This window comes from Bradyrhizobium sp. URHC0002, assembly GCF_054059515.1.
The window spans coordinates 1,153,759-1,176,114 of record NZ_JBSSCF010000001.1; the positions used below are offsets into that span (position 1 = coordinate 1,153,759).

At 65.0% G+C, this 22,356-nt stretch carries 16 protein-coding genes; 12 read left to right on the forward strand and 4 right to left on the reverse strand.

Features of this window, described 5'->3' with window-relative positions; translation table 11 throughout:
* Positions 1-6: 6 nt before the first annotated feature.
* Positions 7-1,686: a gamma-glutamyltransferase gene (gene ggt, locus ACVWVY_RS05505; RefSeq protein WP_456625424.1), complete on the reverse strand. Its 1,680-nt coding sequence runs from the start codon at positions 1,684-1,686 to the stop codon at positions 7-9.
* A 245-nt stretch (positions 1,687-1,931) separates the two neighbouring features.
* Here ggt and ACVWVY_RS05510 point away from each other — a divergent pair, with 245 nt between their 5' ends.
* Positions 1,932-2,702: a nucleotide-binding protein gene (locus ACVWVY_RS05510; RefSeq protein ID WP_456625425.1), complete on the forward strand. Its 771-nt coding sequence runs from the start codon at positions 1,932-1,934 to the stop codon at positions 2,700-2,702.
* A gap of 84 nt (positions 2,703-2,786) precedes the next feature.
* Here ACVWVY_RS05510 and ACVWVY_RS05515 read toward each other — a convergent pair whose 3' ends face one another.
* Both ACVWVY_RS05515 and mutM read right to left on the reverse strand, forming a co-directional pair.
* Entirely contained in the window at positions 2,787-3,353 is a 567-nt protein-coding gene (locus tag ACVWVY_RS05515; protein ID WP_456625426.1) for a GNAT family N-acetyltransferase, read from the reverse strand.
* The gene (gene mutM / locus ACVWVY_RS05520; RefSeq protein ID WP_456625427.1) at positions 3,341-4,222 is read right to left on the reverse strand and encodes a bifunctional DNA-formamidopyrimidine glycosylase/DNA-(apurinic or apyrimidinic site) lyase; all 882 of its coding nucleotides are present in this window, start codon (positions 4,220-4,222) and stop codon (positions 3,341-3,343) included. Before mutM ends, ACVWVY_RS05515 begins: the two co-directional genes overlap by 13 nt.
* An 80-nt stretch (positions 4,223-4,302) precedes the next feature.
* Here mutM and ubiE point away from each other — a divergent pair, with 80 nt between their 5' ends.
* From ubiE to trxA, 11 genes are all read left to right on the forward strand, one after another.
* Positions 4,303-5,064 (forward strand): bifunctional demethylmenaquinone methyltransferase/2-methoxy-6-polyprenyl-1,4-benzoquinol methylase UbiE, encoded by a 762-nt coding sequence (ubiE, locus tag ACVWVY_RS05525; protein WP_456625428.1) that lies wholly within the window; start codon positions 4,303-4,305, stop codon positions 5,062-5,064.
* The gene (ubiB, locus tag ACVWVY_RS05530) at positions 5,061-6,635 is read left to right on the forward strand and encodes a 2-polyprenylphenol 6-hydroxylase (protein ID WP_456625429.1); all 1,575 of its coding nucleotides are present in this window, start codon (positions 5,061-5,063) and stop codon (positions 6,633-6,635) included. Before ubiE ends, ubiB begins: the two co-directional genes overlap by 4 nt.
* Positions 6,636-6,693: 58 nt before the next feature.
* On the forward strand, positions 6,694-8,118 hold the full coding sequence (gene coaBC / locus ACVWVY_RS05535; protein ID WP_456625430.1) for a bifunctional phosphopantothenoylcysteine decarboxylase/phosphopantothenate--cysteine ligase CoaBC: 1,425 nt from the start codon (positions 6,694-6,696) through the stop codon (positions 8,116-8,118).
* Positions 8,115-8,573: a dUTP diphosphatase gene (gene dut / locus ACVWVY_RS05540; RefSeq protein ID WP_456625431.1), complete on the forward strand. Its 459-nt coding sequence runs from the start codon at positions 8,115-8,117 to the stop codon at positions 8,571-8,573. Before coaBC ends, dut begins: the two co-directional genes overlap by 4 nt.
* 173 nt (positions 8,574-8,746) lie before the next feature.
* Entirely contained in the window at positions 8,747-11,266 is a 2,520-nt protein-coding gene (locus tag ACVWVY_RS05545) for an ATP-binding protein (protein WP_456625432.1), read from the forward strand.
* Positions 11,263-12,783 (forward strand): tRNA (adenosine(37)-N6)-threonylcarbamoyltransferase complex ATPase subunit type 1 TsaE, encoded by a 1,521-nt coding sequence (tsaE, locus tag ACVWVY_RS05550; protein WP_456625433.1) that lies wholly within the window; start codon positions 11,263-11,265, stop codon positions 12,781-12,783. The genes ACVWVY_RS05545 and tsaE overlap by 4 nt, the downstream gene beginning before the upstream one ends.
* 90 nt (positions 12,784-12,873) lie before the next feature.
* Positions 12,874-13,197, forward strand: a complete 324-nt coding sequence (locus ACVWVY_RS05555) for a PilZ domain-containing protein (protein WP_456625434.1) — start codon at positions 12,874-12,876, stop codon at positions 13,195-13,197.
* A gap of 127 nt (positions 13,198-13,324) precedes the next feature.
* Positions 13,325-14,047, forward strand: coding sequence for a nucleotidyltransferase family protein (locus ACVWVY_RS05560; RefSeq protein WP_456625435.1), 723 nt, complete (start codon positions 13,325-13,327; stop codon positions 14,045-14,047).
* 193 nt (positions 14,048-14,240) lie between these two features.
* Positions 14,241-17,387, forward strand: a complete 3,147-nt coding sequence (addB, locus tag ACVWVY_RS05565) for a double-strand break repair protein AddB (protein ID WP_456625436.1) — start codon at positions 14,241-14,243, stop codon at positions 17,385-17,387.
* Entirely contained in the window at positions 17,381-20,878 is a 3,498-nt protein-coding gene (addA, locus tag ACVWVY_RS05570) for a double-strand break repair helicase AddA (protein WP_456625437.1), read from the forward strand. The genes addB and addA overlap by 7 nt, the downstream gene beginning before the upstream one ends.
* 105 nt (positions 20,879-20,983) lie before the next feature.
* Entirely contained in the window at positions 20,984-21,304 is a 321-nt protein-coding gene (trxA, locus tag ACVWVY_RS05575; RefSeq protein WP_016847387.1) for a thioredoxin, read from the forward strand.
* A 56-nt stretch (positions 21,305-21,360) separates the two neighbouring features.
* Here trxA and ACVWVY_RS05580 read toward each other — a convergent pair whose 3' ends face one another.
* Positions 21,361-22,101, reverse strand: a complete 741-nt coding sequence (locus ACVWVY_RS05580; protein ID WP_456625438.1) for a metallophosphoesterase family protein — start codon at positions 22,099-22,101, stop codon at positions 21,361-21,363.
* Between the last annotated feature and the right edge of the window lie 255 nt (positions 22,102-22,356).

The following is a 22,356-nucleotide window of genomic DNA, read 5'->3' on the forward strand; positions in this document are numbered from 1 at the left end:
CTGCGATCATGCAAGCCCGAACCTCACGCCAGCGCGCGCAAGTCCGCCGGCGATTCCGATCGGCGTGCCGTCCGCGCGCCAGCACGCCGCGCCCGACATCGTTCCGTCCTCGTGAAACTGGATCGCGTTCATGCCGCCGGCAACCGTCGGCACCGCCAGCACCTTGTGACCCATCGAGACAAGTTTGGCGCGAACGGCGTCGGGCACCGCTCGTTCGACTTCGAGCGCGTTGCCTTCAGTCCATACCCGAGGCGCTTCGACCGCCTCCTGCAGGCTCATGCCGTGGTCGATCAGGTTGATCAACGCCTGCATCGCGCTCGGGAAGATCCGCTTTCCCCCGGGCAGGCCGAGCGCATAGACGAGCTTGCCGTCGCGAAGCGCCATCATCGGCGACATCGAGGTGGTGACACGCTTGCCCGGCGCCAGCGACAGCGCGTGGCCGGGACGGGGATCGTAGAGGTTCATGTAATTGTTCGGGATAGCGCCGAGGCCGGGAATCAGAATTTTGGCGCCGAACAGATTGTTGATGGTCTGGGTGGTCGCGACCACGTTGCCGAACGCATCCGCCGCGGTCATGTGGGTGGTATCAGCGCTTTCGAGCTGCGCCACGCCGGCGCTCCATGCCTGCGCGCGGTTTGGATCGATCGCGCGGCGGCGTTCGTCGGCATAGGCTTTCGAGGTCAGGCGCTCGACCGGTACGTTGATGAAGTCGGGATCGCCGCTTGCGGCCGCGCGGTCGGCGAAGGCGATCTTGAGCACCTCGGCGAGGTAATGGATCGTGGCGGCCGAGCCGAAGCCGAGCTTTGCGATATCATAGCCTTCGAGAATGTTGAGCATTTGCGCGATGTGCACGCCGGAGGCCGCGGGCGGCGGCGGCCCCAGAATTTCCCAACCGCGATAATCGGCGCGGATCGGCTGGCGCTCGACCGTCTTGTAGGTCGCCAGATCCTCGCGGGCGATGAAGCCGCCGTTCTTCTTCATGTAATCGACGAGAATGTCGCCGAGCGGTCCGTGATACAGCGCCGCTTCGCCATGCTGCGAAATGTAGCGCAGCGTCTCCGCATATTCCGACTGCACCACGCGCTCGCCGGTTTTCAGCGGCGTCCCCTCGGGCAGATAGATCGCCGAGATCGCCTTGTCCTTCAGCATCTCCCGGGCACTGTCCGAAATGCATTCGTGCAGGTAGGGCGTCACCGCATAACCCCGCGCAGCATGCTTGATCGCGGGCTGCATGACGTCGGCGAGCGACATGGTGCCGAATTGCCGCAGCGTCTCGCACCAGGCTTTCAGCGAGCCCGGCACGGCGACGGCTTTCGGGCCGGTCAGGTTTTCGTCGCCTGTTGTATCGAACACGTCATGCGCCGAGCCGGGTTTCGACGTGTAGCTATCGGGCCTGACCGCCAGCGGCACGGTGCTCTGGCCGTCGACGAAGCGATGGCTGCCGTCGGCCAGCCGGACATGTGCCATGCCGCCGCCGATGATGCCGACCATCATCGGCTCGACCACCGTCAGCGCAAACAGCGTCGCGATCGCCGCATCGATGGCGTTGCCGCCGGCCGCCAGCATTTCCGCGCCTGCATTCGATGCCAGCGGATGATTGCTGACCACCATGCCGCGGCTCCCGGTTGCCGGCCGCTTCTGACACTGAAAACCGGTGGCCGCGCGATCCCGCCAATAACCCGTCATGCTGTTTCCCGCTTCTTGCTGTGGTTTTCACCGGGCACAAATGCACCGCCCGGCAGTATTTGCCCGGATGACCACAATTCCAGAATCGGGCATCATTGCAACCTGACTGATTCGGACAACCGCGATCCCCTGACCTTTGGATCGGGCTGGGCACGTCTGAACGAGCGCGTAACTCGGCGTCGCAGAATGCGGCGCAGCTCGTGTGGCGTAATCCAAATGCCTGAAAGCCATCCAGAGGACCTGAAATGCCGACGATCGTATTGACCACCCAGAAGGGTGGTTCGGGAAAAAGCACGCTTGCCATCAGCCTTACACTCGCCGCCATCCGGGCCGGCCACAATGTCCGACTGATCGAGACCGACCCCCAGGGCACCGTTTCGAACTGGAAGCGCCGCCGTCCCTATGCCGCGCCGATCGTCGAGCCGATCTATGCCGCCCGGGAGCTCGAACGGCGCCTGCAATCGCTCGCGCAGGACGGCGCTGCGGTGACGATCGTCGATACCGCCGGCGGCGAAAGCGCCGCGACCAATTCGGCCATCCGCTATTCCGACTTCTGCCTGATTCCGACGCGACCAAGCATCGCCGATATCGAGGCGACCGCCGCGACGCTCCGCGTCATCAGGGCCTGGCACAAGCCGTTCGCCTACGTCCTGAACCAGACCCCGATCCGGGCCGCGGCCCGCCTCGCCGGCGCGGAAAATGCGCTGGGCAACGAGGCTGCGCTCGACGCCGCCGATATCGTTGCCAAACCCCTCATAGTGATGCGCAACGATCACCAGGACGCGCTGAGCGCCGGCCTCTCCGTCTGCGAACATGCGCCGGGCGGCAATTCCGCGGAGGAAATGCGCGCCCTGTGGCAGTGGACCGAATCGCGGCTGGGCAATGCGGTTGCGGCTACTGACGAACCGATCATCGAGGAGTTCGTGGAAATACCCGCAATTATTCCTAAATGGGCTGCGCTCCCGTCTTTCGACGCCGACAGCGCACTCTTCCTGAGAACCCCCGCTCGCGTCTGACATCCCGCTTCGCGCAAGGTAAATGCGCGAGGCGAAGGCGGAAGCAATCCAGACCACCAGCCCCGGCTGGATTGCTTCGCTTCGCTACGGATTTCGGCGCAGCCAGTTCTCCCGTGTCACGCGCCATTTTTCCGCGAGCGTCTGACCACTGTGATGGGCAAGCTCGATGTAGCCGACAAGTTCGGCGCCGGTCTTTTGCTTGACCCGGCGTGACGCCACGTTGGTCGCCGCGTTGCAGGCGTGGAAGCGCTCGATCCCGAGCGTGCGGAAGGCAAAATCGTTCACCGCCGAGACGGCTTCGGTCATCAGGCCCTGATTCCAATAGCGCTCCGCGAGCCAGAAGCCGCGGTTGCCCTTCGCATCGTCCGCCCCGGGGCGAAAGCGAATATTCCCGATCGCCTCGCCATCGCCGCCGCGCAGCACCAGCATCCAATTATAGATCTCTTCCCCCGCGGCGACTTTCTCCAGCTCCCTCGCGATGAAAGTCTCCGCGCCGTCCTCCGGATATGGCCAGGGAACGACCTGCGCGAGATGCCGGATGATGTTCCAGTTGTTGAAATGGCGCTGGATCGCCGGCGCATCTGATAGCGCGAGCGGCCGCAAGATAAGTCGCTCCGTCTGCAACGTCGGCGTGATGGTTATTTCTGACATTTCGGGCACCAGAAGGTCGAGCGGCCGTTTTGAACGAAGCGCCGGACGATGCCGCCGCAACGGGCGGTCTGGCACTTCTCGCCTTCCCGGTCATAGACCTGAAAGGAATGCTGGAAATAGCCGAGTTCGCCCGAGGTCAACCGATGATCGCTGATCGAGGAGCCGCCGGCCTTGATCGCCTGATTCAGCACCGAATGAATCGCATTCACCAGCCGCACCGCGTGATCGGTCGGCTCTATCTTTTTTGTCGCCAGTGTCGCCGCCAGCCGTCGCGGCGACAGATGCGACCGGAACAGCGCCTCGCAGACATAGATATTGCCGAGGCCAGCGACCACGCGCTGGTCGAGCAACGCGGCCTTCAGGCTGGTCTTCTTGTTATAGCACGAGCGCGCCAGCATCGCGGCGTCGAATTCATTGCCGAGCGGCTCCGGGCCGAGACCCTTCAAGAGCGGCTCGTCCTCCAGCGCGTTGCGGGCGATGATCTTCATGTAACCGAACCTGCGCGGATCGTTAAACACGATCGCCGCGCCCGATGACATGTGAAACACCACATGGTCGTGCGCGCGATCCTCGCTGCGCGGATGGTGGAATTGGCCCGGCGTGTTGTTGCCGCCGCCTTCCAGCACCCGGAACGAGCCGGACATGCCCAAATGCATCAAGAGCACGTCACCGGAGCCAAGATCGGCCATCAGGTATTTAGCGCGGCGGCCGAGGCCGGTCACGGTCTGGCCCTCCAGCCGTGCGATAAAGTCTTTTTGAAAGGGAAACCGCAAATCCTTGCGCCGGGCTTCCGCTTTGAGGATTTTCGACCCCTCCATGGCGGGCTGCAGGCCGCGGCGGACGGTCTCAACTTCGGGCAATTCAGGCATGCAGGCATTCACCTTATGGAGGTGACGTGATAGCGCCATTGCGGCGGGCGCGCTATGGTCCGGGTAGTGGAGTAAAGTTGATGGATCGGCCGGGTCAAACCACCCATTTTGGCTTCAGGGACGTGCCCCTGGGGGATAAGCAGACGCTGGTGAACGACGTATTTCACAGCGTGGCCTCCCGTTACGACCTGATGAACGATCTGATGTCGGCGGGCCTGCACCGGGTCTGGAAGGACATCATGATCAATACGCTCAACCCGCCAAAGGACGATGCGCCGTTTGCGCTGCTCGACGTCGCGGGCGGCACCGGCGACATCGCCTTCCGCGCGGCCGAGGCGGCAGGCACAGGCTTCGGGGCCACCGTCTGTGACATTAACACCGATATGCTCGACGTCGGCCGCAACCGGGCCGTGGCGCGCCATCTCGACCAGCAGGTTTCCTTCGTCGAGGGCAATGCCGAGGCGCTGGCGTTCGGCGACCGCAGCTTCGACGCCTACACCATCGCGTTCGGTATCCGCAACGTGCCACGGATCGATGCCGCGCTGCGCGAGGCCTATCGCGTGCTGCGGCCCGGCAGCCGCTTCCTGTGCCTGGAATTCTCCACCGTCGACGTCCCCGGGCTCGATCGGCTGTACGACTTCTTTTCGTTCAAGGTGATCCCGCCGCTCGGCCGCGCCGTGACGGGCGATGCGGAATCCTATCAGTACCTCGTCGAATCGATCCGGAAATTCCCCCGGCCCAATGCATTTGCCGAGATGATCCGCGACGCCGGCTTTTCGCGGGTGAAGTGGGAGAGCCTCTCCGGCGGCATCGTGGCGTTGCATTCAGGCTGGCGTTTGTGATTTCTGCGGCGACTCACATCGCGCGGCTCGTCCGCGCCGCTTACGTGTTCGCGCGCGAAGGCGTGTTCGGCGTCGTCGACCCAAGTCTCGTGCCGCCGCCCGGACAACTGGCGCTGCGGCTGGCGCGGCTGATCGAACGTCCCGGCGCCAAATCCGGCCCGCGTTTGACGCGCGCGCTGACGCGGCTCGGCCCCGCTTACCTCAAGCTCGGGCAGTTTCTGGCGACCCGGCCCGACGTGGTCGGCGTCGCGATGGCGCGCGACCTGGAAAGCCTGCAGGACCGGCTGCCGCCGTTTTCGCAAAGTGAAGCCGAGGCCGTCATCGCGCAGTCGCTGGAACGCCCTGTGGCGCAGGCGTTTGTCAGCCTCGGCCCGCCGGTGGCCGCCGCTTCCATCGCCCAGGTGCATCGCGGCGAGACCGAACGGGACGGCGTTCGTAAATCGGTCGCGGTGAAAGTGCTCCGGCCCAATGTCGCCTCGCGTTTCCGCCGCGACCTCGGCGATTTCTTCTTCGTCGCGCACAGTGCGGAAGCGCATTCGGCGGAAGCGCGGCGGCTGCGGCTGATCGAGGTCATCAACACGATGTCGCGCTCGGTCGCGATGGAGATGGACCTGCGGCTTGAGGCGGCCGCTTTGTCGGAGATGGCGGAGAACACAACCGACGATCCGGATTTCCGCGTGCCTGTCGTCGACTGGGACCGCACCACCCATAACGTGCTGACGATGGAGTGGATCGACGGCATCGCGCTGAACGACCACGCCCGCCTCGCAGCGTCGCATGTCGACCTGCCCGACCTCGGCCGCAAGGTGATCCAGAGTTTTCTGCGCCATGCGCTGCGCGACGGCTTCTTCCATGCCGATATGCATCCCGGCAATCTGTTCCTCGATGAAGCCGGCCGGCTGGTGGCGGTCGATTTCGGCATCATGGGCCGGCTCGGCATGAAGGAGCGGCGGTTCCTCGCCGAAATTCTGCTGGGCTTCATCACGCGCGACTATCGCCGCGTCGCCGAAGTCCATTTCGAGGCAGGCTACGTGCCGGGCCATCACTCGGTGGAGAATTTTGCGCAAGCCATCCGCGCCATCGGCGAGCCGATCCACAACCGTACCGCCGAAGAAATCTCGATGGCGAAGCTGCTGACGCTTCTCCTCGAAGTCACCGGGTTGTTCGATATGCAGACCCGGCCTGAACTGATCCTGCTGCAGAAAACGATGGTGGTGGTTGAAGGCGTGGCGCGGGGGTTCGATCCGAAACTCGATATCTGGAAGGTCGCCGATCCCGTGGTTCGCGAATGGATCGAGCGCAATCTCGGTCCCTTGGGTCGGATTCAGGGTGCGATGTCCGGCGCGGGCGAACTCGGCCGCGTGATGTCGGGCTTGCCGACGATCGCCTCACGGGCGGTTGCAGTGCTGGAGAACATGGAGAAGATGACCCGGGAGGGCCTGACGCTGTCGCCGGAGACGATCGCAGCCATGGGGCGCGCCGAGGGCCGCAAGAGCCGCTGGAGGACGGTGGCGCTCTGGGTCATCGCCGCGACCTTTATCGGAATTCTGGTCGCTATCCGGCAGCTATGATTGCAATGACAGCACGGATTTGCTATCATTGATGGCAATCCTTGCTGGGAGGCCGCCGATGGCCAGCCTGACCATCCGAAAACTCGACGACGCCATCAAGTCCTACCTGCGGCTCCGCTCGGCCAAGAACGGCCGTTCGGTCGAGGAGGAAGTCCGGGTGATCCTGCGCGAATATTGCGAGGGTAGCCCGGCGCCAACCGCGTCATTGACCTCGTCATCCACTCCGGCTGAACGCCCGGTACCGCGCAACGCCCCCGCGATCGGCCAGGCCAGCATCACTTTAATCATCGGCGGCGGCATTGCCGCCTTCAAATCGCTGGAGCTGATCCGGCGGCTGAAGGAGCGCCACATCGACGTCCGCTGTGTGCTGACCAAGGCCGCGCAGCAATTCGTCACGCCGCTTTCGGCCAGCGCGCTGTCGCATGAGCGCGTCTACACCGATCTGTTCGACCCCGGCAGCGAATTCGACGCCGGCCACATCCGCCTCGCCCGCGAATGCGATCTGATCGTGGTGGCGCCGGCGACCGCCGACCTGATGGCGAAGATGGCGCAGGGCCACGCCGACGATCTCGCCAGCGCAATCCTCCTGGCCGCCGACCGGCCGATCCTGCTGGCGCCCGCAATGAACCCGTTGATGTGGAACAACGCCGCCACCCGCCGCAACGTGCTGCAGCTTCGGCGCGACGGCATCCATATGATCGGCCCCGGCGCCGGCGAAATGGCTGAGTCCAACGAGGCCGGCGTCGGGCGGATGTCGGAGGCGATCGAAATCGCGGCCGCCGCCGTCGACATTCTCCGCCCGCCGCGACCGCGCCCGCTGGCGGGCAAGCGCGTGCTGATCACAGCCGGGCCGACGCATGAGGCGATCGACCCCGTGCGCTATATCGCCAACCGCTCCTCCGGCAAGCAGGGTTTTGCCATCGCCGCCGCCGCGCAAGCCGCGGGCGCCGACGTCACGCTGGTTTCCGGGCCCGTCGAACTCCGTGATCCCCCGGGTGTAACCGTGATCCGTGTCGAGTCGGCGCGCGACATGCTGCATCGGGTGGACGCCGCCTTGCCGGCCGATATCGCAATCTTCGCCGCCGCCGTTGCCGACTGGCGCGTCGTCAATGAAGGCGAGCAGAAGCTGAAAAAGACCGCAGCCGGGATGCCGCCGCTGCAACTGGTGGAAAACCCAGACATTCTCGCGACGATTTCGAAACTGAAAGACAGGCGCCCGCCGCTGGTAATCGGGTTTGCGGCCGAGACCGAGCATCTGATCGACAACGCCAAGGCCAAGATCGCACGCAAGGGCTGCGACTGGATCGTCGCCAACGACGTCTCGCCCGCAACCGGCGTGATGGGCGGCGATCGCAACACCGTTCATCTGCTGACGCACGAGGGCAAGGATATCAAGGTGGACTCCTGGCCCGTGATGACCAAAGAGCAGGTCGCCGCCGAACTGGTGGCGAAGATTGCGAAGAGCATGGAGAAGAATTCGTGAGCGCGACAGTGAGGGTCGACATCCGTCAATTGCAGCACGCCGAAGGCCTCGCGCTGCCGGCCTATCAAAGCGCTGATGCCGCCGGGCTCGACCTGCTCGCGGCAGTGCCGGCGGACACGCCGTTGATCCTGCCTCCGGGCAAATACGCGATGGTACCGACCGGGCTCACGATCGCGCTGCCGTCCGGGTATGAGGCGCAGGTTCGGCCGCGCTCCGGGCTTGCCGCCAAGCACGGCGTTACCGTGCTGAATTCACCGGGCACGGTGGATGCGGATTATCGCGGCGAGATCAACGTGCTGCTGATAAACCATGGCGATGCGCCGTTTCCGATCCGCCGCGGCGAACGCATCGCGCAGATGGTGATTGCGCCGGTCGTGCAGGCGGAACTGGTGCCGGTGACCTCGCTTGCAGCAACCGACCGCGGCAGCGGCGGTTTCGGCTCGACTGGACGCTGAATCGTTTAGTGGAGACGATTCTCAACGGCACCCTGCCGATTTCTTCACAGCCAAATTTGCGTTCACGGTCTGGACTCTTACCGGTCGACTCCCGAAGGGGATACTCTCGACCCGATTCGTGTGCACGGCGGGGGTAGCGCCGGGCCCATAGTCGTGCGTTTTTGGGGCAAATAATGTCGGGCGTAGTCGCGGCGATGCGTCGAACCCTGCTGTCGTGCACCTCACTGGCGCGCTGCGGCGTGATTGCGCTCGCCACCACCTTCTCCGCCTCGCCGGAATCCGCGCTGGCCACTGAATTGACCATCACGCAGACGATTTCCGCCCTGTTCGACCTCAATCACCAGGAATTTGCGGTACTGACGACGGCGCTATCGCTGCTCTGCTTTACCGTGCTGGCTGCGATCCTGCTGATGCGCACGCGGATTCGGGCCTCCCGAATGGAACTCAACCTGCGCTCCGACATCGCCGACCTGCAGGTGCAGGCCGACCGGCTGCGCGCGCTCCTGTTCGCCGAGCCCCAGATCTTGATCGCCTGGGCCGCGGGCGACAACCGGCCCCAGATCAGCGGCGACACCTCGCTTCTGGTCTCGCAGGACGCGCTGTCGAATTCGCCGCAACGCATCCTCGCCTTTGGAACCTGGCTGCCGCCGGAACCGGCGCTGCAGATGGACCATGCGGTCGACGCGCTGCGCGAGGCCGGCGAAGGTTTTCTGCTCAATCTCTCCACCTCGAACGGCCGCGCCATCGAAGCGATGGGCCGCGCCATAGGCGGGCAAGCCATTGTGCGGATTCGCGAACTCGGCGGGTTGCGCCGCGACCTCGCCGAGTCCAATCTCCGCTACAGGACGCTTCTGGAGGAGACCGAGTTGCTGCGCGACTTCGCCGCCGCGGCGCCCTGGCCGATCTGGGCCAAGAGCGCAGAAGGCAATCTGCGTTACGCGAACGCGGCCTATGTGCGGGCGACCGAGGGCGCAAGCCTCGCGGATACGATTTACCGCAGCCTCGAACTCCTGGAGAACGACCAGCGCGCCGAGATGGGCCGGGTGCTGAACGACAATGCCACCTTCAGCGCGCGGCTGCCGATCGTAGTCGGCGGCGAGCGGCGCATCTATGACGTGCAGGCGCTCAAGCTCAGCGGCGGCAGCGCCGGCATCGCCATCGACGCCAGCGAGGCGACCGCGTTGCGCGACGCCATGGAGCGGATGGCGGAAGCCCATCGCCGCACCCTCGACCAGTTGTCCTCGGGGGTTGCCGTGTTCGATGGCCAGCGGCGGCTTGCCTTCTACAATGAATCCTACCGGCGGCTGTGGGGCCTCGATCAGGCCTTCCTCGATTCCAATCCCGACGATTCAAGCGTGCTCGATCGCTTGCGCGCGGCGCGTAAACTGCCGGAGCAGCCGGATTTCCGGGCCTGGAAGGCCAAGCTGCACAAAGCCTACAGCGCTGTCGAACCGGAGAACTACACCTGGTTCCTGCCCGACGGTCGCGCGCTCAGCGTCGTCACTACGCCTAATCTCGAAGGCGGCGTCACCTATCTGTTTGACAATGTCACCGAGAGCCTCGATTTGGCACGGCGGTTCGACCGGCTGACCCGGGTTCAGCATGAAACGCTCGACAATCTGGCCGAAGCCGTCGCGGTGTTCGGCAGCAATGGCCGGGTCGAACTGTTCAATCCCGCCTTTGAAAAAATGTGGAAGCTGTCGGCGGAAGCGCTGAAGGAACAGCCGCATATCGAGGCGGTGGAGGCCTGGTGCAAGCCGCTGTTCGACGACGCGCTGACCTGGCGGGCGCTGCGCGAAGCGATCACGGGAATCGACAACCGCGCGCAGGTATCGCTGAAGCTCGAGCGCAAGGACGGCAGCGTGCTTGATTGCGCGACCATGCCGCTGCCGGACGGCGCGACCATGCTGACCTTGCAGGACATCACCGACACCGAGAATGTCGAGCGGGCGCTGCGCGAACGCAACGAGGCGCTGGAAGCCGCCGACCAGATGAAGGTCGATTTCGTCCACCACGTCTCCTACGAACTGCGCGCCCCCCTCACCACCATCATCGGCTTTGCGCATTTCCTCAGCGACCCCTCGACCGGTCCGCTGACGCCGAAGCAGGCCGAGTATCTCGACTACGTCACCAAATCGACCAACGCGCTGCTGGCGCTCACCAACAACATCCTCGATCTCGCCACCATCGATGCCGGCGCCATGAAGCTCGAGCTCGGCCCGGTCAATATCGAAAAAGCCATCCAGGCCGCAGCCGAAGGCATTCAGGACCGGCTGGCGACCGACCGCATCGAACTCAAGGTCGATATCGATTCGAATATCGGCAACTTCACCGGCGACGAGCGGCGCGTGGTGCAAGTGCTTTATAATTTGCTCGCCAACGCCGTCGGATTCTCGCCGCACGATGCCGCGGTCACGATCAGCGCGCGGCGGACCGAGCATCGCGTGATCTTCACCGTCAGCGATTCCGGCCCCGGCATTCCGGCTGACGTGAAAGACAAGGTGTTCAACTGGTTCGAGAGCCACTCCCACGGCTCCCGTCACCGCGGCGCCGGCCTCGGCCTGTCGCTGGTGCGTTCCTTCGTCGAACTGCACGGCGGCAAGGTGCGTGTCGATTCGGTGGTCGGCAAGGGCACGACGGTCACTTGCGACTTTCCGATCGACCAGAACGCGCACCGCAACGCCGCCGAATGACCGCGCCCGTGACATTTACGGTGGCGCTGGCGAACGAGACTGCGACGGCGCATCTGATGGCCGACCTCGCGCTGCTGGTCGGCCCTGGCGACGTCATCACGCTCTCGGGCGATCTTGGCGCCGGCAAGACCGCGGCGGCGCGCGCCATGATCCGCTATCTCGCCAACGATCCCGTGCTCGAAGTGCCAAGCCCGACATTCACGCTGGCGCAGAGCTACGATTTGCCGTTCCCGCTTCTTCACGCCGATCTCTACCGGATCAATGATTCGAGCGAGCTGGAGGAAATCGGATTGTCGCCGCTGCCGGAGGGCACGCTGGCGCTGATCGAATGGCCGGAGCGCGCGCCCGATGCACTGCCCGAAGACCGCATCGACATCGCCTTCAGCCATCGCCCGGCGCTCGGGTCCACCGCGCGCGCCGCCGAGATCACCGGTTATGGCAAGGCAGCGGCGCAGGTAACGCGACTGCAGGGCTTGCGAAAGTTTCTTGGCGATGCCGGCTTCCTGGATGCGGCGCGCGAACGCATGCCGGGCGACGCCTCGACACGCTCCTATGCGCGGCTGATCCGCGACGACGGCACCTCGATCCTGATGAATTCGCCGCGCCGTCCGGATGGGCCGGCGATCTATGGCGGAAAATCCTACAGCGCAGCCGTTCATCTCGCCGAGGACGTCAAGCCGTTCGTCGCCATCGACAACGGCCTGCGCGCGCACGGTTTCTCCGCGCCCGCGATCCGCCACGCCGATCTGAATTCCGGTTTCCTGATCACCGAGGATTTTGGCACCGCCGGCGTCGTCGAAGGCGATCCGCCGCAGCCGATCGTCGAGCGCTACGAGGCGGCGACCGACATGCTGGCGGAGTTGCATCGCAAAGCGCTGCCCGAAACCGCGCCGCTGGGGCCGCAGGGCTCATACCAGATTCCGGTCTACGATATCGATACATGGCTGGTCGAGATCAGCCTGATGCTCGAATGGTATCTGCCGGACCGCGGTGCTGAAGTCAGCCAGCAACAGCGCGACGAATTCGTCACGATGTGGCGAACGCTGCTGGAGAAGCCGGCGGCTGCGCCGCGAACCTGGGTGATGCGGGACTTTCATTCGCCCAACATCATCTGGCTCGGCGAGCGCACGGGGATCTTGCGCGTCGGCATCATCGACTTCCAGGATGCCGTGCTTGGCCCCGCCGCCTACGATCTGGTGTCGCTGCTGCAGGACGCGCGGCTCGACGTTGCCGAACAGCTCGAGTTGACGCTGCTGACCCGCTACATCAAGGCGCGCCGCGCGGCGGACGGTCGGTTCGATCCGGCCAGCTTCGCCGAGCTTTACGCCATCATGTCGGCGCAGCGGAATACCCGCCTGCTCGGCACCTTCGCCCGGCTCAACCGGCGCGACGGCAAGCCGCAATATCTGCGCCACCAGCCCCGGATCTGGACCTACCTCAGCCGCTCGCTGGCGCATCCGGCGCTATCGGCATTTCGCCAATGGTATGCCGCCAACGTGCCGCCGCCGGTTCCCTGATTTACCTCCTGTTAGCCACCCCGCATCTAATCTGGAACGGGCCCATGCAGCGGAGGCATGGGGCAGTCAGTTGGACACGGGAAAACAGCCATGGCGACGGCGGAACGGCGCAAGGGAGATCGAGTCGTATTCGAGCGCGGCTTTGCGGCGCACATGATGGGAATCGACGGCACCTGGCGGCGTGACTGCGTGATGGAAGACGTTTCCGAGACCGGCGCCAAGCTGACAGTCGAAGGCTCGGTCGAGGGGCTGCATCTGAAGGAATTCTTCCTGCTGCTGTCGTCCACGGGGCTGGCCTATCGGCGTTGCGAGCTGGCCTGGGTCAATGGCGATCAGATCGGCGTCAACTTCCTGAAGCAGGGCGACAAGAAAAAGCGGGCGGCCAAGCGCGGGGCCGAGGACGCCGAAGTCTGAGGTTTGGCAGCGGCGGCGGCCGTCGTACGGCCGTCATGTGCGGCCATTAAGGCCTCATGATTGCTGGTTCAAGCCAGTCGCCGTGGTATGATCCGTGGTTCGAGAAATTCCAAGAGAAATCCCAAGAATGTCCGTTACGCCCACCAAAGCCATGGTCCTTGCCGCCGGTCTCGGTTTGCGCATGCGCCCGTTGACCGACCATATGCCGAAGCCGCTGGTGCGCGTGGCCGGTCAGCCCCTGCTCGATCACGTGCTGGACAAGCTCGCCGGTGCCGGCGTCAGCGAAGCCGTGGTCAACGTGCATTACCTGCCGGACCAGATCATCCAGCACACCGCGAGCCGTGCCCAGCCCCGCATCATCATTTCCGACGAACGCGACGTCGTGCTCGGCACCGGCGGCGCTGTCGTGAAGGCGCTGCCCCTGCTCGGCCAGGAGCCGTTCTTCCATCTCAACGCCGACACGATGTGGATCGACGGCGTGCGCCCCAATCTGGCGCGGCTCGCCGAAGCCTTCGATCCCGATCGGATGGACATCCTGCTCTTGATGGCGCCGACCACCAGCAGCATCGGCTATGCCGGCCGCGGCGACTACGCCATGCTGCCGGACGGCGCACTGCGCAAGCGGCGTGAACACCAGGTGGTGCCGTTCGTCTATGCGGGTGCGGCGATCATGTCGCCCTCGCTGTTTGCCGACGCGCCCGCCGGCGAGTTTTCCCTGACCAAGATGTTCGACCGCGCCAACGGGCAGGAACGGCTGTTCGGCCTGCGGCTCGACGGCGTCTGGATGCATGTCGGAACCCCCGACGCGGTGCAGGCCGCGGAAGAGGCGTTTCTGGAAAGCGTGGCTTAGGTCGTCATGCCCCGCGAAGGCGGGGCATCCAGTACGCCGCGGCTTCTCGATTCTTCACTACTGTCTCTGGAATACTGGGTCACCCGCCTTCGCGGGTACCGACGATGTGTATTTGGGGCGGCTGGCGCCCTCACCCGCATGACCTTCCCTGATTACCTCCCTATATTGCGCCTGACCTCGAATCAGGAAGCCCATGCTCGTTTTCAGCGTTCCCGTATCCGTGCCGTTCCTGCGCACCGTCATCGCGGCGCTGGTCGACGGCCGGCTGGTCGAGGGCTTCGAGGCGCGCCGGGATCCTCTCAATCTGGCCACGGCGACGCTCTATTTGCCGACCCGGCGCGCAGGAAGGCTGGCGCGGGAAATCTTTCTCGATGAATTGAAGACGGACGCCGCGATCCTGCCGCGCATCGTGGCGCTCGGCGACATCGACGAGGACGAGCTGGCGTTTGCGGAAGGCGCCGAACAATTCAGCGGCGTAGCGCCCCTCGACATTCCGCCGCGGCTTGGCGAACTGGAGCGCCGCTTGACGCTGGCGCATCTGGTCGCGGCATGGGCGAAGAGCCCCGTCTCGGCGCCGCTCGTGGTCGGCGGCCCGGCCTCGACACTGGCGCTGGCCGGCGACCTGGCACGGCTGATGGACGACATCGTGACGCGCGGCGTCGCCTGGGAAGCGCTCGACAGGCTGGTGCCCGACCAGTTCGACAAATACTGGCAGCACTCACTCGAATTCCTGCGCATCGCGCGCAAGGCATGGCCGGAGCATCTGAAGGAGATCGGCAGGATCGAGCCCGCCGAACGGCGCGACCGCCTGATCGAGGCGGAAGCCGCGCGCCTGACCGCGCATCACCAGGGGCCGGTGGTTGCAGCCGGCTCGACCGGTTCGATGCCGGCGACAGCAAAATTCCTCAACGCCGTGGCCGGCCTGAAGCAGGGCGCGGTGGTGCTGCCGGGGCTCGACACCGATCTCGACGAGGAAGCCTGGCAGACCATCGGCGGCGTCAGGGACGCGCAGGGCAAGTTCACCACGCAGCCCTCCTCGAACCATCCGCAATTTGCGATGCACGGATTGCTCGACCGCTTCGGCATCAAGCGAAGCGACGTCGAAATCCTGGGTACGCCGGCACAGCACGGGCGCGACGTGCTGGTGTCCGAGACAATGCGGCCGTCGAGCGCGACCGAACAATGGCACGATCGTCTGGCCCAGCCGGATGTCTCGCTAAAGATTGCAGGCGGCATGACGAAGCTTGCCGTCGTCGAGGCCCCCAACTCGGAGATGGAGGCGCTGGCGATCGCGGTGGCGATGCGCGAGGCGCGGCATCTGGACAAATCGGCAGCACTGGTGACGCCGGATCGCGCGCTGGCGCGGCGGGTGATGGCGGCGCTGAGGCGCTGGAATCTCGAATTCGACGATTCCGGCGGCGACGCGCTGATGGACACGCCAAGCGGCATTTTTGCCCGCCTCGCCGCGGAAGCAGCCAGCAAGGGGCTGGAGCCGCCGACGTTGCTCGCGCTCTTGAAGCATCCGCTGTTTCGTCTCGGCGGCGCATTCGGCGCATTCAAGCACGCCATCGAAATCCTCGAACTGGCGCTGCTGCGCGGCACCCGGCCGCAAGCAGGAACTGGTGGACTGGCGCGCGACTTCGATCGCTTCCGTGTCGAGCTCAAAAAACTCCGGAGCCACGAGACCTCCTCGCTTCACGCCTCCGAGCCACGCGCGAAGTTGAGGGATGACGAACTCGACGCGGCGCAGGCGCTGATCGCGGCTTTGCAGAAGGCACTGGCGCCGCTGGAAGTCATGGGTTCGTCAAAACCGTTCGATTTCGCCGAACTGGCGCAACGCCATCGCGAAATACTGACCGCGCTGTCTTCGGATCAAAACGGCGTTGCAATCGTCTTCGAGGAAGCGCAAGGCGCGGCATTGTCAGCGGCATTCGACGACCTGCTTGCCGAGCAGAAGCCGAGCGGCCTGATGGTCCAGCTCGGCGATTACCCCGATGTGTTCCAGACCGCCTATGCCGATCGCATGGTGCGGCGGCCGGAATCGTCGAGCGCGCAACTGCACATCTACGGCCAGCTCGAAGCGCGGCTGACTGAATCCGACCGCGTCATCCTTGGCGGACTGGTCGAGGGCGTATGGCCGCCGGCGCCGCGGGTCGATCCGTGGCTGAGCCGGCCGATGCGCCATGAACTCGGCCTCGATCTGCCGGAACGGCGCATCGGCCTCTCCGCGCACGATTTTGCGCAACTGTTGGGAACGGACGATGTGATCCTGACCCATTCGGCCAAGGTCGGCGGCGCGCCGGCGGTCGCCTCGCGCTTTTTGCACCGGTTGGAGGCCGTCGCCGGCGAAGCGCGGTGGGACGCAGCCAAAAGTGCCGGTGAAAATTACGTCCGCTTCGCCGCCGAACTGGACCAGCCCGATGCGGTCGAGCCGATCGCGCAGCCCGCGCCGAAGCCGCCGGTCGCGACGCGGCCGCTGAAATTGTCTGTCACGGCGATCGAGGACTGGCTGCGCGATCCCTATACGATCTACGCGAAATATATTCTGCGCCTCGATCCGCTCGACCCCGTGGACATGCCGCTGTCGGCGGCGGATCGCGGCTCGGCAATCCATGGCGCGCTCGGCGAGTTCACGCAAAAATTCGCGGACGCGCTTCCGCCACACCCCGCATTGGTGCTGCGCGGCATCGGCGAAAAATACTTTGCACCGCTGATGGAGCGTCCCGAAGCGCGGGCGCTGTGGTGGCCGCGGTTTCAACGCATCGCCGCATGGTTTGCCGATTGGGAGGTGGCGCGGCGCGACGAGATCGAGAAAATCGCCGCCGAGATCAGGGGCGAGATCAAGATTCCGCTCGACAACGAGCGCATCTTCACGCTTTCGGCGCGCGCCGACCGGATCGAGCAGCGCAACGACGGCAGCTTTGCGATCCTCGATTACAAGACCGGCCAACCGCCGACCGGCAAGCAGGTGCGCATGGGCCTGTCGCCGCAACTGACGCTGGAGGCCGCGATCCTGCGCGAAGGCGGCTTTGAGAATATCCATGCCGGCTCATCCGTCGGCGAACTCGTCTATGTCAGGCTCAGCGGCAACAATCCACCCGGCGAGCAGCGCTCGCTGGAGCTGAAAATCAGGAACAACGATACGCCGCAGCGGCCGGACGAAGCGGCCGATTACGCCCTTGAACAGCTTGAAGCGCTGATCCGCAAATTCGAGAACGAGGAGACCGCCTACACTTCGCTGAACCTGTCGATGTGGTCGAACCGCTACGGCGCCTATGACGATCTCGCCCGCATCAAGGAATGGTCGGCGGCCGGCGGACTGGGGATCGAGGAATGGTGAAGGCTGCCCGCATCATTCCCGACGCCGTCCGCGCCACGCAGGCGCGCGCGTCCGATCCAGCGGCTTCCGCCTTCGTTTCGGCGAATGCAGGATCGGGCAAGACCCATGTGCTGGTGCAGCGGGTGATCCGGCTGCTGCTCAACGACGTGGCGCCGGAGAAGATCCTCTGCATCACGTTTACAAAAGCAGCCGCCGCCAACATGGCAGAGCGGGTGTTCACCACGCTGGGCCATTGGGTGACGCTTGACGACGACGCACTGGACGCGGCGATCCGCGATGCCGGCATTCCCAATCCCAGCGCGCGCTTGCGCAAATCGGCGCGCAAGCTGTTCGCCTGCGCGCTGGAAACGCCGGGCGGGCTGAAGGTGCAGACCATCCATGCGCTGTGCACGCGGCTGCTGCAGCAGTTCCCGTTCGAGGCCAATGTGCCGGCGCGCTTCGCCGTGCTCGACGACCGCGACCAGAACGAGATGATGGAGCGCGCCAATCTCGGGGTTTTCCTCGAGGCGTCGCGCCATCCGGACAGCGCGACGGGCCGCGCGCTGATGACGGCGATGGCGAGCGCGGCCGACGTCACCTTCAAGGACGTGGTGCGCGAGGCCTGCCTCAGCCGCGATCACTTCATGGCGTGGACCGACGCCGCCGGCAGCGCGCACGCCGCTGCCGCGCAGATCTCCGCGGCTCTCGGCGTGAACCCCGGCGATCGGATCGAGGATGTCGAGCGTGATATCCTCGACGGCCCCAACCTGGCGCGATCGCGATGGCAGGACATCGCCCTGGTTCTGGAAACCGGAAGCAAGACCGATCAGGACCAGGCGGCGCGGCTGCGCGGCGCGCTGGTGTTCACCGGCGCGGCGCAGGTCGACGAGTATCTCGGCGTATTCCTCACAGACGCCGATCGCACGCCCCGCAAATCGGTGGTGACCAAGAAATTCTGTGACAACAATCCGGCCATAGGCCGGCTGGTTGAATCGGAAGCCCGCCGAATCCTGCCCCTGATCGAACGCCGCCGCGCGGTGGTGGCGCGCGACCGCACCGAGGCGCTGCTGCATATCGCCACGGCCGCGGCTGCCAATTATCGCCGCGAGAAGCAGGAACGCGGCCTGCTCGACTACGACGACCTGATCGACAAGACATTGGAGATGCTCGACCGCGTCTCCTCCGGCTGGGTGCATTACAAGCTCGACCGCGGCGTCGACCATGTGCTGATCGACGAGGCGCAGGATACGAGCCCGCGGCAATGGGACATCGTCGCGCACATCATCTCCGAATTCACCTCGGGCGCAGGCGCGCGCGACGGCGTGGTACGCACGGTATTCGCGGTCGGCGACGAGAAGCAGTCGATCTTTTCGTTTCAGGGCGCCGCGCCACGCGAATTCGACCTTCGCCGCCGGGCATTGCAGCGGAAGTTCGAGGGCGCCGGACTGAAGTTCGATCCGGTGTCGTTTACTTATTCGTTCCGGTCGGGGCCGGAGATCCTGCATGCGGTCGATCAGGTGTTTCGCGAGCAGGACATTTTTCGCAGCATTCATGCGGTCGATATCGGCAATCCGATCCATCACGCGCTGGCCGACGCTGGCCCGGGCCAGATCGATCTCTGGGAACTCGCTGAAACGGACGACAGGCAGGACATCGAAGGCTGGCGCGCGCCGTTCGACGGCGTCGCCGCGACCAGCCCCGAGGTGAAGCTTGCCCGGCGCATTCAGGCCGAGATCAAGACGCTGGTCGGCAGCGGTGTGATGACCGGCAGCAAAGGCGACCGTCGGCCGCTGCGCTATGGCGACATGCTGGTGCTGGTGCGCCGGCGCGGCAATGCGTTCGATGCCGTGATCCAGGCGCTCAAGCACGCCGGCATTCCGGTCGCCGGGGCCGATCGCCTCAAGCTGACCGAGCACATCGCGATCATCGACCTGATGAACCTCGCCGACGCGCTGCTGCTGCCGCAGGACGATCTGGCGCTGGCGGTGGCGCTGAAGAGCCCGCTGTTCGGCCTTGGCGACGACGACCTGTTCAAGGTCGCCTGGCAGCGTAAGGGATCGTTGCGCGCGGCACTGAGCGCGCGCGCCGCGGCCGATGGCCGGTTGCGGGACGCGCTGTGGCGGCTCGAACAGTGCGAACGCCGCTTCGCCAGTGAGACGCCATTTGCATTCTATGCCTGGCTGCTCGGCGGCGACGGCGGCCGCGCGCGAATCCTGCGGCGGCTCGGACATGAGGCAAACGACGCGCTCGACGAATTTCTGGAACTGGCGCTGAACTACGAACGCAAGGCGCCGGCCTCGCTGCAGGGTTTTATGGCGTGGCTGCGCACGGCCGACCTTGAAGTGAAGCGCGACATGGAAATCTCGCGCGACGAGGTCCGCGTCATGACAGTGCACGGCGCCAAGGGCCTGGAGGCTTCCGTCGTCTTCCTCGTGGACACCACGACCTCGCCCTCGGATACGCAGCGGCTGAAGCTCATCCATTTGCCGCAGGGCAATGCCGGTCCGCATGCGCCCGGTGTCGTGGTCTGGGCCGGCCGCAAGGCTGAGGATCCGCCGGCCGTCGTCGCGGCTCGCGCGGCGATGCTCGGCGATACCGAGGATGAATACCGCCGCCTGCTCTATGTCGCGATGACGCGCGCCGCCGACCGCCTGATCGTCGGCGGTTGCCTGCCCGGCAACATGAGGAGCGTCCGGCCGCAGTCCTGGTACGATCTGATCACCAAGGGGCTCGCCGGTTCCACCTTGCAGCTTCAGGAGATCGAGACTGCCATAGGACGGGTGAAACGCTATGCGCGCCCCGAGGAGGCCGCGCCGTCGGCCGCTCCTGTTGCGGAGCCGTCTCCACCAATGCCGCTGGTGCTGCCCAGCTGGCTGCTGACCCCGGCCCAGCCGGAGATTTCCCCGGAAAGTCTGTTGCGGCCCTCGGACCCCGCCGACAGCGAGCGCCATCCAGTACGCACGGCCGAATCGCTCACGCAACGCGCGCGCGCCCTGCAGCACGGCACGCTGGTGCACCGGCTGCTGCAATCGCTGCCCGATATCGCGGCCCCGCGCCGCCGCGAGACCGCGCTGGCCTATCTGGCCCGCAACGCCGATGGCTGGACCGAGGCGGAACGGCAGGCGCTGGCCGAAAGCACGCTGAGCCTGATCGCAGACGAGCGTTTCGCGCCGGTGTTCGCCCCCGGTAGCCGCGCTGAAGTCTCGATCGTCGGCCGGCTGGAGCGGCCGGGCGGCCGGCCGGTGCTGGTATCCGGGCAGATCGACCGCCTCGTCGTCACCGAAAACGAGGTCCTGATCGTCGATTTCAAGACCAACCATGCTCCCCCGCGCCGGCCTGACGAGGCGCCGAGGGGCTACGTCCGCCAGCTCGCGCTGTACCGGGCGGTGCTCGCCAAGCTTTATCCCCAGCGGGTGGTTCGAACCGCGCTGCTTTGGACCGAAATCGCTGAATTGATGGAGATTTCCACCCCCGCGCTGGAAGCCGAGCGGGCATCCATCATCTCGACGTGAGCCGTGCTTGACCCGGCAGGATCGCGTTCATAGGTTTGACCCTATCATCCACGGCGCGATTCTCATCCCGCGCCCCTTAATTCCTAACTGAACGAGGTAATTCCCATGGCCGTTGGCAAGGTTTCTGACGCCGATTTCGAAGCCGAAGTGCTCAAGGCGACCGGGCCAGTGGTCGTCGATTTCTGGGCCGAATGGTGCGGCCCCTGCCGCATGATTGCGCCCGCGCTCGACGAGATTTCCGGCGCCATGGGCGACAAGGTCAAGATCGTGAAGCTGAACGTCGACGAAAGCCCGAAGACCGCCTCGAAATACGGCGTGATGTCGATCCCGACCCTGATGATCTTCAAGGGCGGCGAGATGGCCTCCCGCCAGGTCGGCGCCGCGCCGAAGGCAAAGCTGCAGCAGTGGATCACCGCTGCGGTCTGATAGTTTCTCTGAGAATTTTTTCGACAACGGCCGGCGAATAGCCGGCCGTTTTGTTTTCAGTGTATCCACCCCGTCGCCAGCGCTGACGCCAGCTCCGGCTGACCGTTCTGCCGCGCCAGTGCCGCCATCGCATCATGGTCATACGGCACATGCCGGAACGTGACGCGCCAGACGCCATCGACAAGTTCGAGGATGGCGTAGCGCGCGTCCGGCGTGCCGGCCTCGATGACATGCGGAAACGGATGAGTATCGCGATAGCCGGGCGAGCCAACGCTGCCGGGATTGACGATCAATCGGCCATCGCCAAGCCTGACCGCGCGGGCGAGATGGGTGTGCGCGCAGAGGATCAGAGACCGTGTGATGCCGTGCGCACGATTCTCGATTGCATCCAGCGATGACATTCGCACGACCCCACCGGGCAAAACCGTCTCGAGCCAGTATACTTCGTCATGGTCAGGCGTGGCGTGACAGAGAAAGACCTGATCGCGAAACACGGCGGTCTTCGGCACCGCGCGCAACCAATCGAGATGGCGCTGTTCGAGCTGCGCATGCGCCGGCCGATCCCATGATCCCATCTTCTCCGGTGGCCGGTCGATCAGATAGCGATCGTGATTGCCGAGCACGTGAACAGCGTCGAGCGCCATCAGCGCGTCCATGGTTCGCCGCGCGTCGAGCGGCCCGCTCGCCATGTCACCGAGGTTGACGATGTCGCTGATTCCCTGTGCGCGGATATCGGCCAGCACGGCTTCCAGCGCGAGATAGTTTCCGTGCACATCGGCAATGGCGGCAAAACGCATGTTGATTTCCATTCCAGCTTTCGATGAGGGACGTCATGCAACCAGCAAGAACGATGCTATGGCGATCTACCTCATTTGGGTGAGGCCAACCTGCAACATACCCCTTTGGTTATGTGACGGAACCCGGGTTCCGACTCGCGGCGCACACGCGTCTTGGCTAGAATTTGAGGTGACCGGGGCTGGAGAATTCATAAACAATCGATATTTCTTCCCGGGCGGCCGCTGGAAGCAATTTCAGCGGCCATTTATTTTCTT

What these genes read in the sequence shown, in the direction of transcription:
- ggt (WP_456625424.1), bottom strand. Translation starts at nt 1,686, where the DNA reads ATGACGGGTTATTGGCGGGATCGCGCGGCCACCGGTTTTCAGTGTCAG.
- ACVWVY_RS05510 (WP_456625425.1), top strand. Translation starts at nt 1,932, where the DNA reads ATGCCGACGATCGTATTGACCACCCAGAAGGGTGGTTCGGGAAAAAGC.
- ACVWVY_RS05515 (WP_456625426.1), bottom strand. Translation starts at nt 3,353, where the DNA reads ATGTCAGAAATAACCATCACGCCGACGTTGCAGACGGAGCGACTTATC.
- mutM (WP_456625427.1), bottom strand. Translation starts at nt 4,222, where the DNA reads ATGCCTGAATTGCCCGAAGTTGAGACCGTCCGCCGCGGCCTGCAGCCC.
- ubiE (WP_456625428.1), top strand. Translation starts at nt 4,303, where the DNA reads ATGGATCGGCCGGGTCAAACCACCCATTTTGGCTTCAGGGACGTGCCC.
- coaBC (WP_456625430.1), top strand. Translation starts at nt 6,694, where the DNA reads ATGGCCAGCCTGACCATCCGAAAACTCGACGACGCCATCAAGTCCTAC.
- ACVWVY_RS05545 (WP_456625432.1), top strand. Translation starts at nt 8,747, where the DNA reads ATGTCGGGCGTAGTCGCGGCGATGCGTCGAACCCTGCTGTCGTGCACC.
- tsaE (WP_456625433.1), top strand. Translation starts at nt 11,263, where the DNA reads ATGACCGCGCCCGTGACATTTACGGTGGCGCTGGCGAACGAGACTGCG.
- ACVWVY_RS05555 (WP_456625434.1), top strand. Translation starts at nt 12,874, where the DNA reads ATGGCGACGGCGGAACGGCGCAAGGGAGATCGAGTCGTATTCGAGCGC.
- ACVWVY_RS05560 (WP_456625435.1), top strand. Translation starts at nt 13,325, where the DNA reads ATGTCCGTTACGCCCACCAAAGCCATGGTCCTTGCCGCCGGTCTCGGT.
- addB (WP_456625436.1), top strand. Translation starts at nt 14,241, where the DNA reads ATGCTCGTTTTCAGCGTTCCCGTATCCGTGCCGTTCCTGCGCACCGTC.
- addA (WP_456625437.1), top strand. Translation starts at nt 17,381, where the DNA reads ATGGTGAAGGCTGCCCGCATCATTCCCGACGCCGTCCGCGCCACGCAG.
- trxA (WP_016847387.1), top strand. Translation starts at nt 20,984, where the DNA reads ATGGCCGTTGGCAAGGTTTCTGACGCCGATTTCGAAGCCGAAGTGCTC.
- ACVWVY_RS05580 (WP_456625438.1), bottom strand. Translation starts at nt 22,101, where the DNA reads ATGCGTTTTGCCGCCATTGCCGATGTGCACGGAAACTATCTCGCGCTG.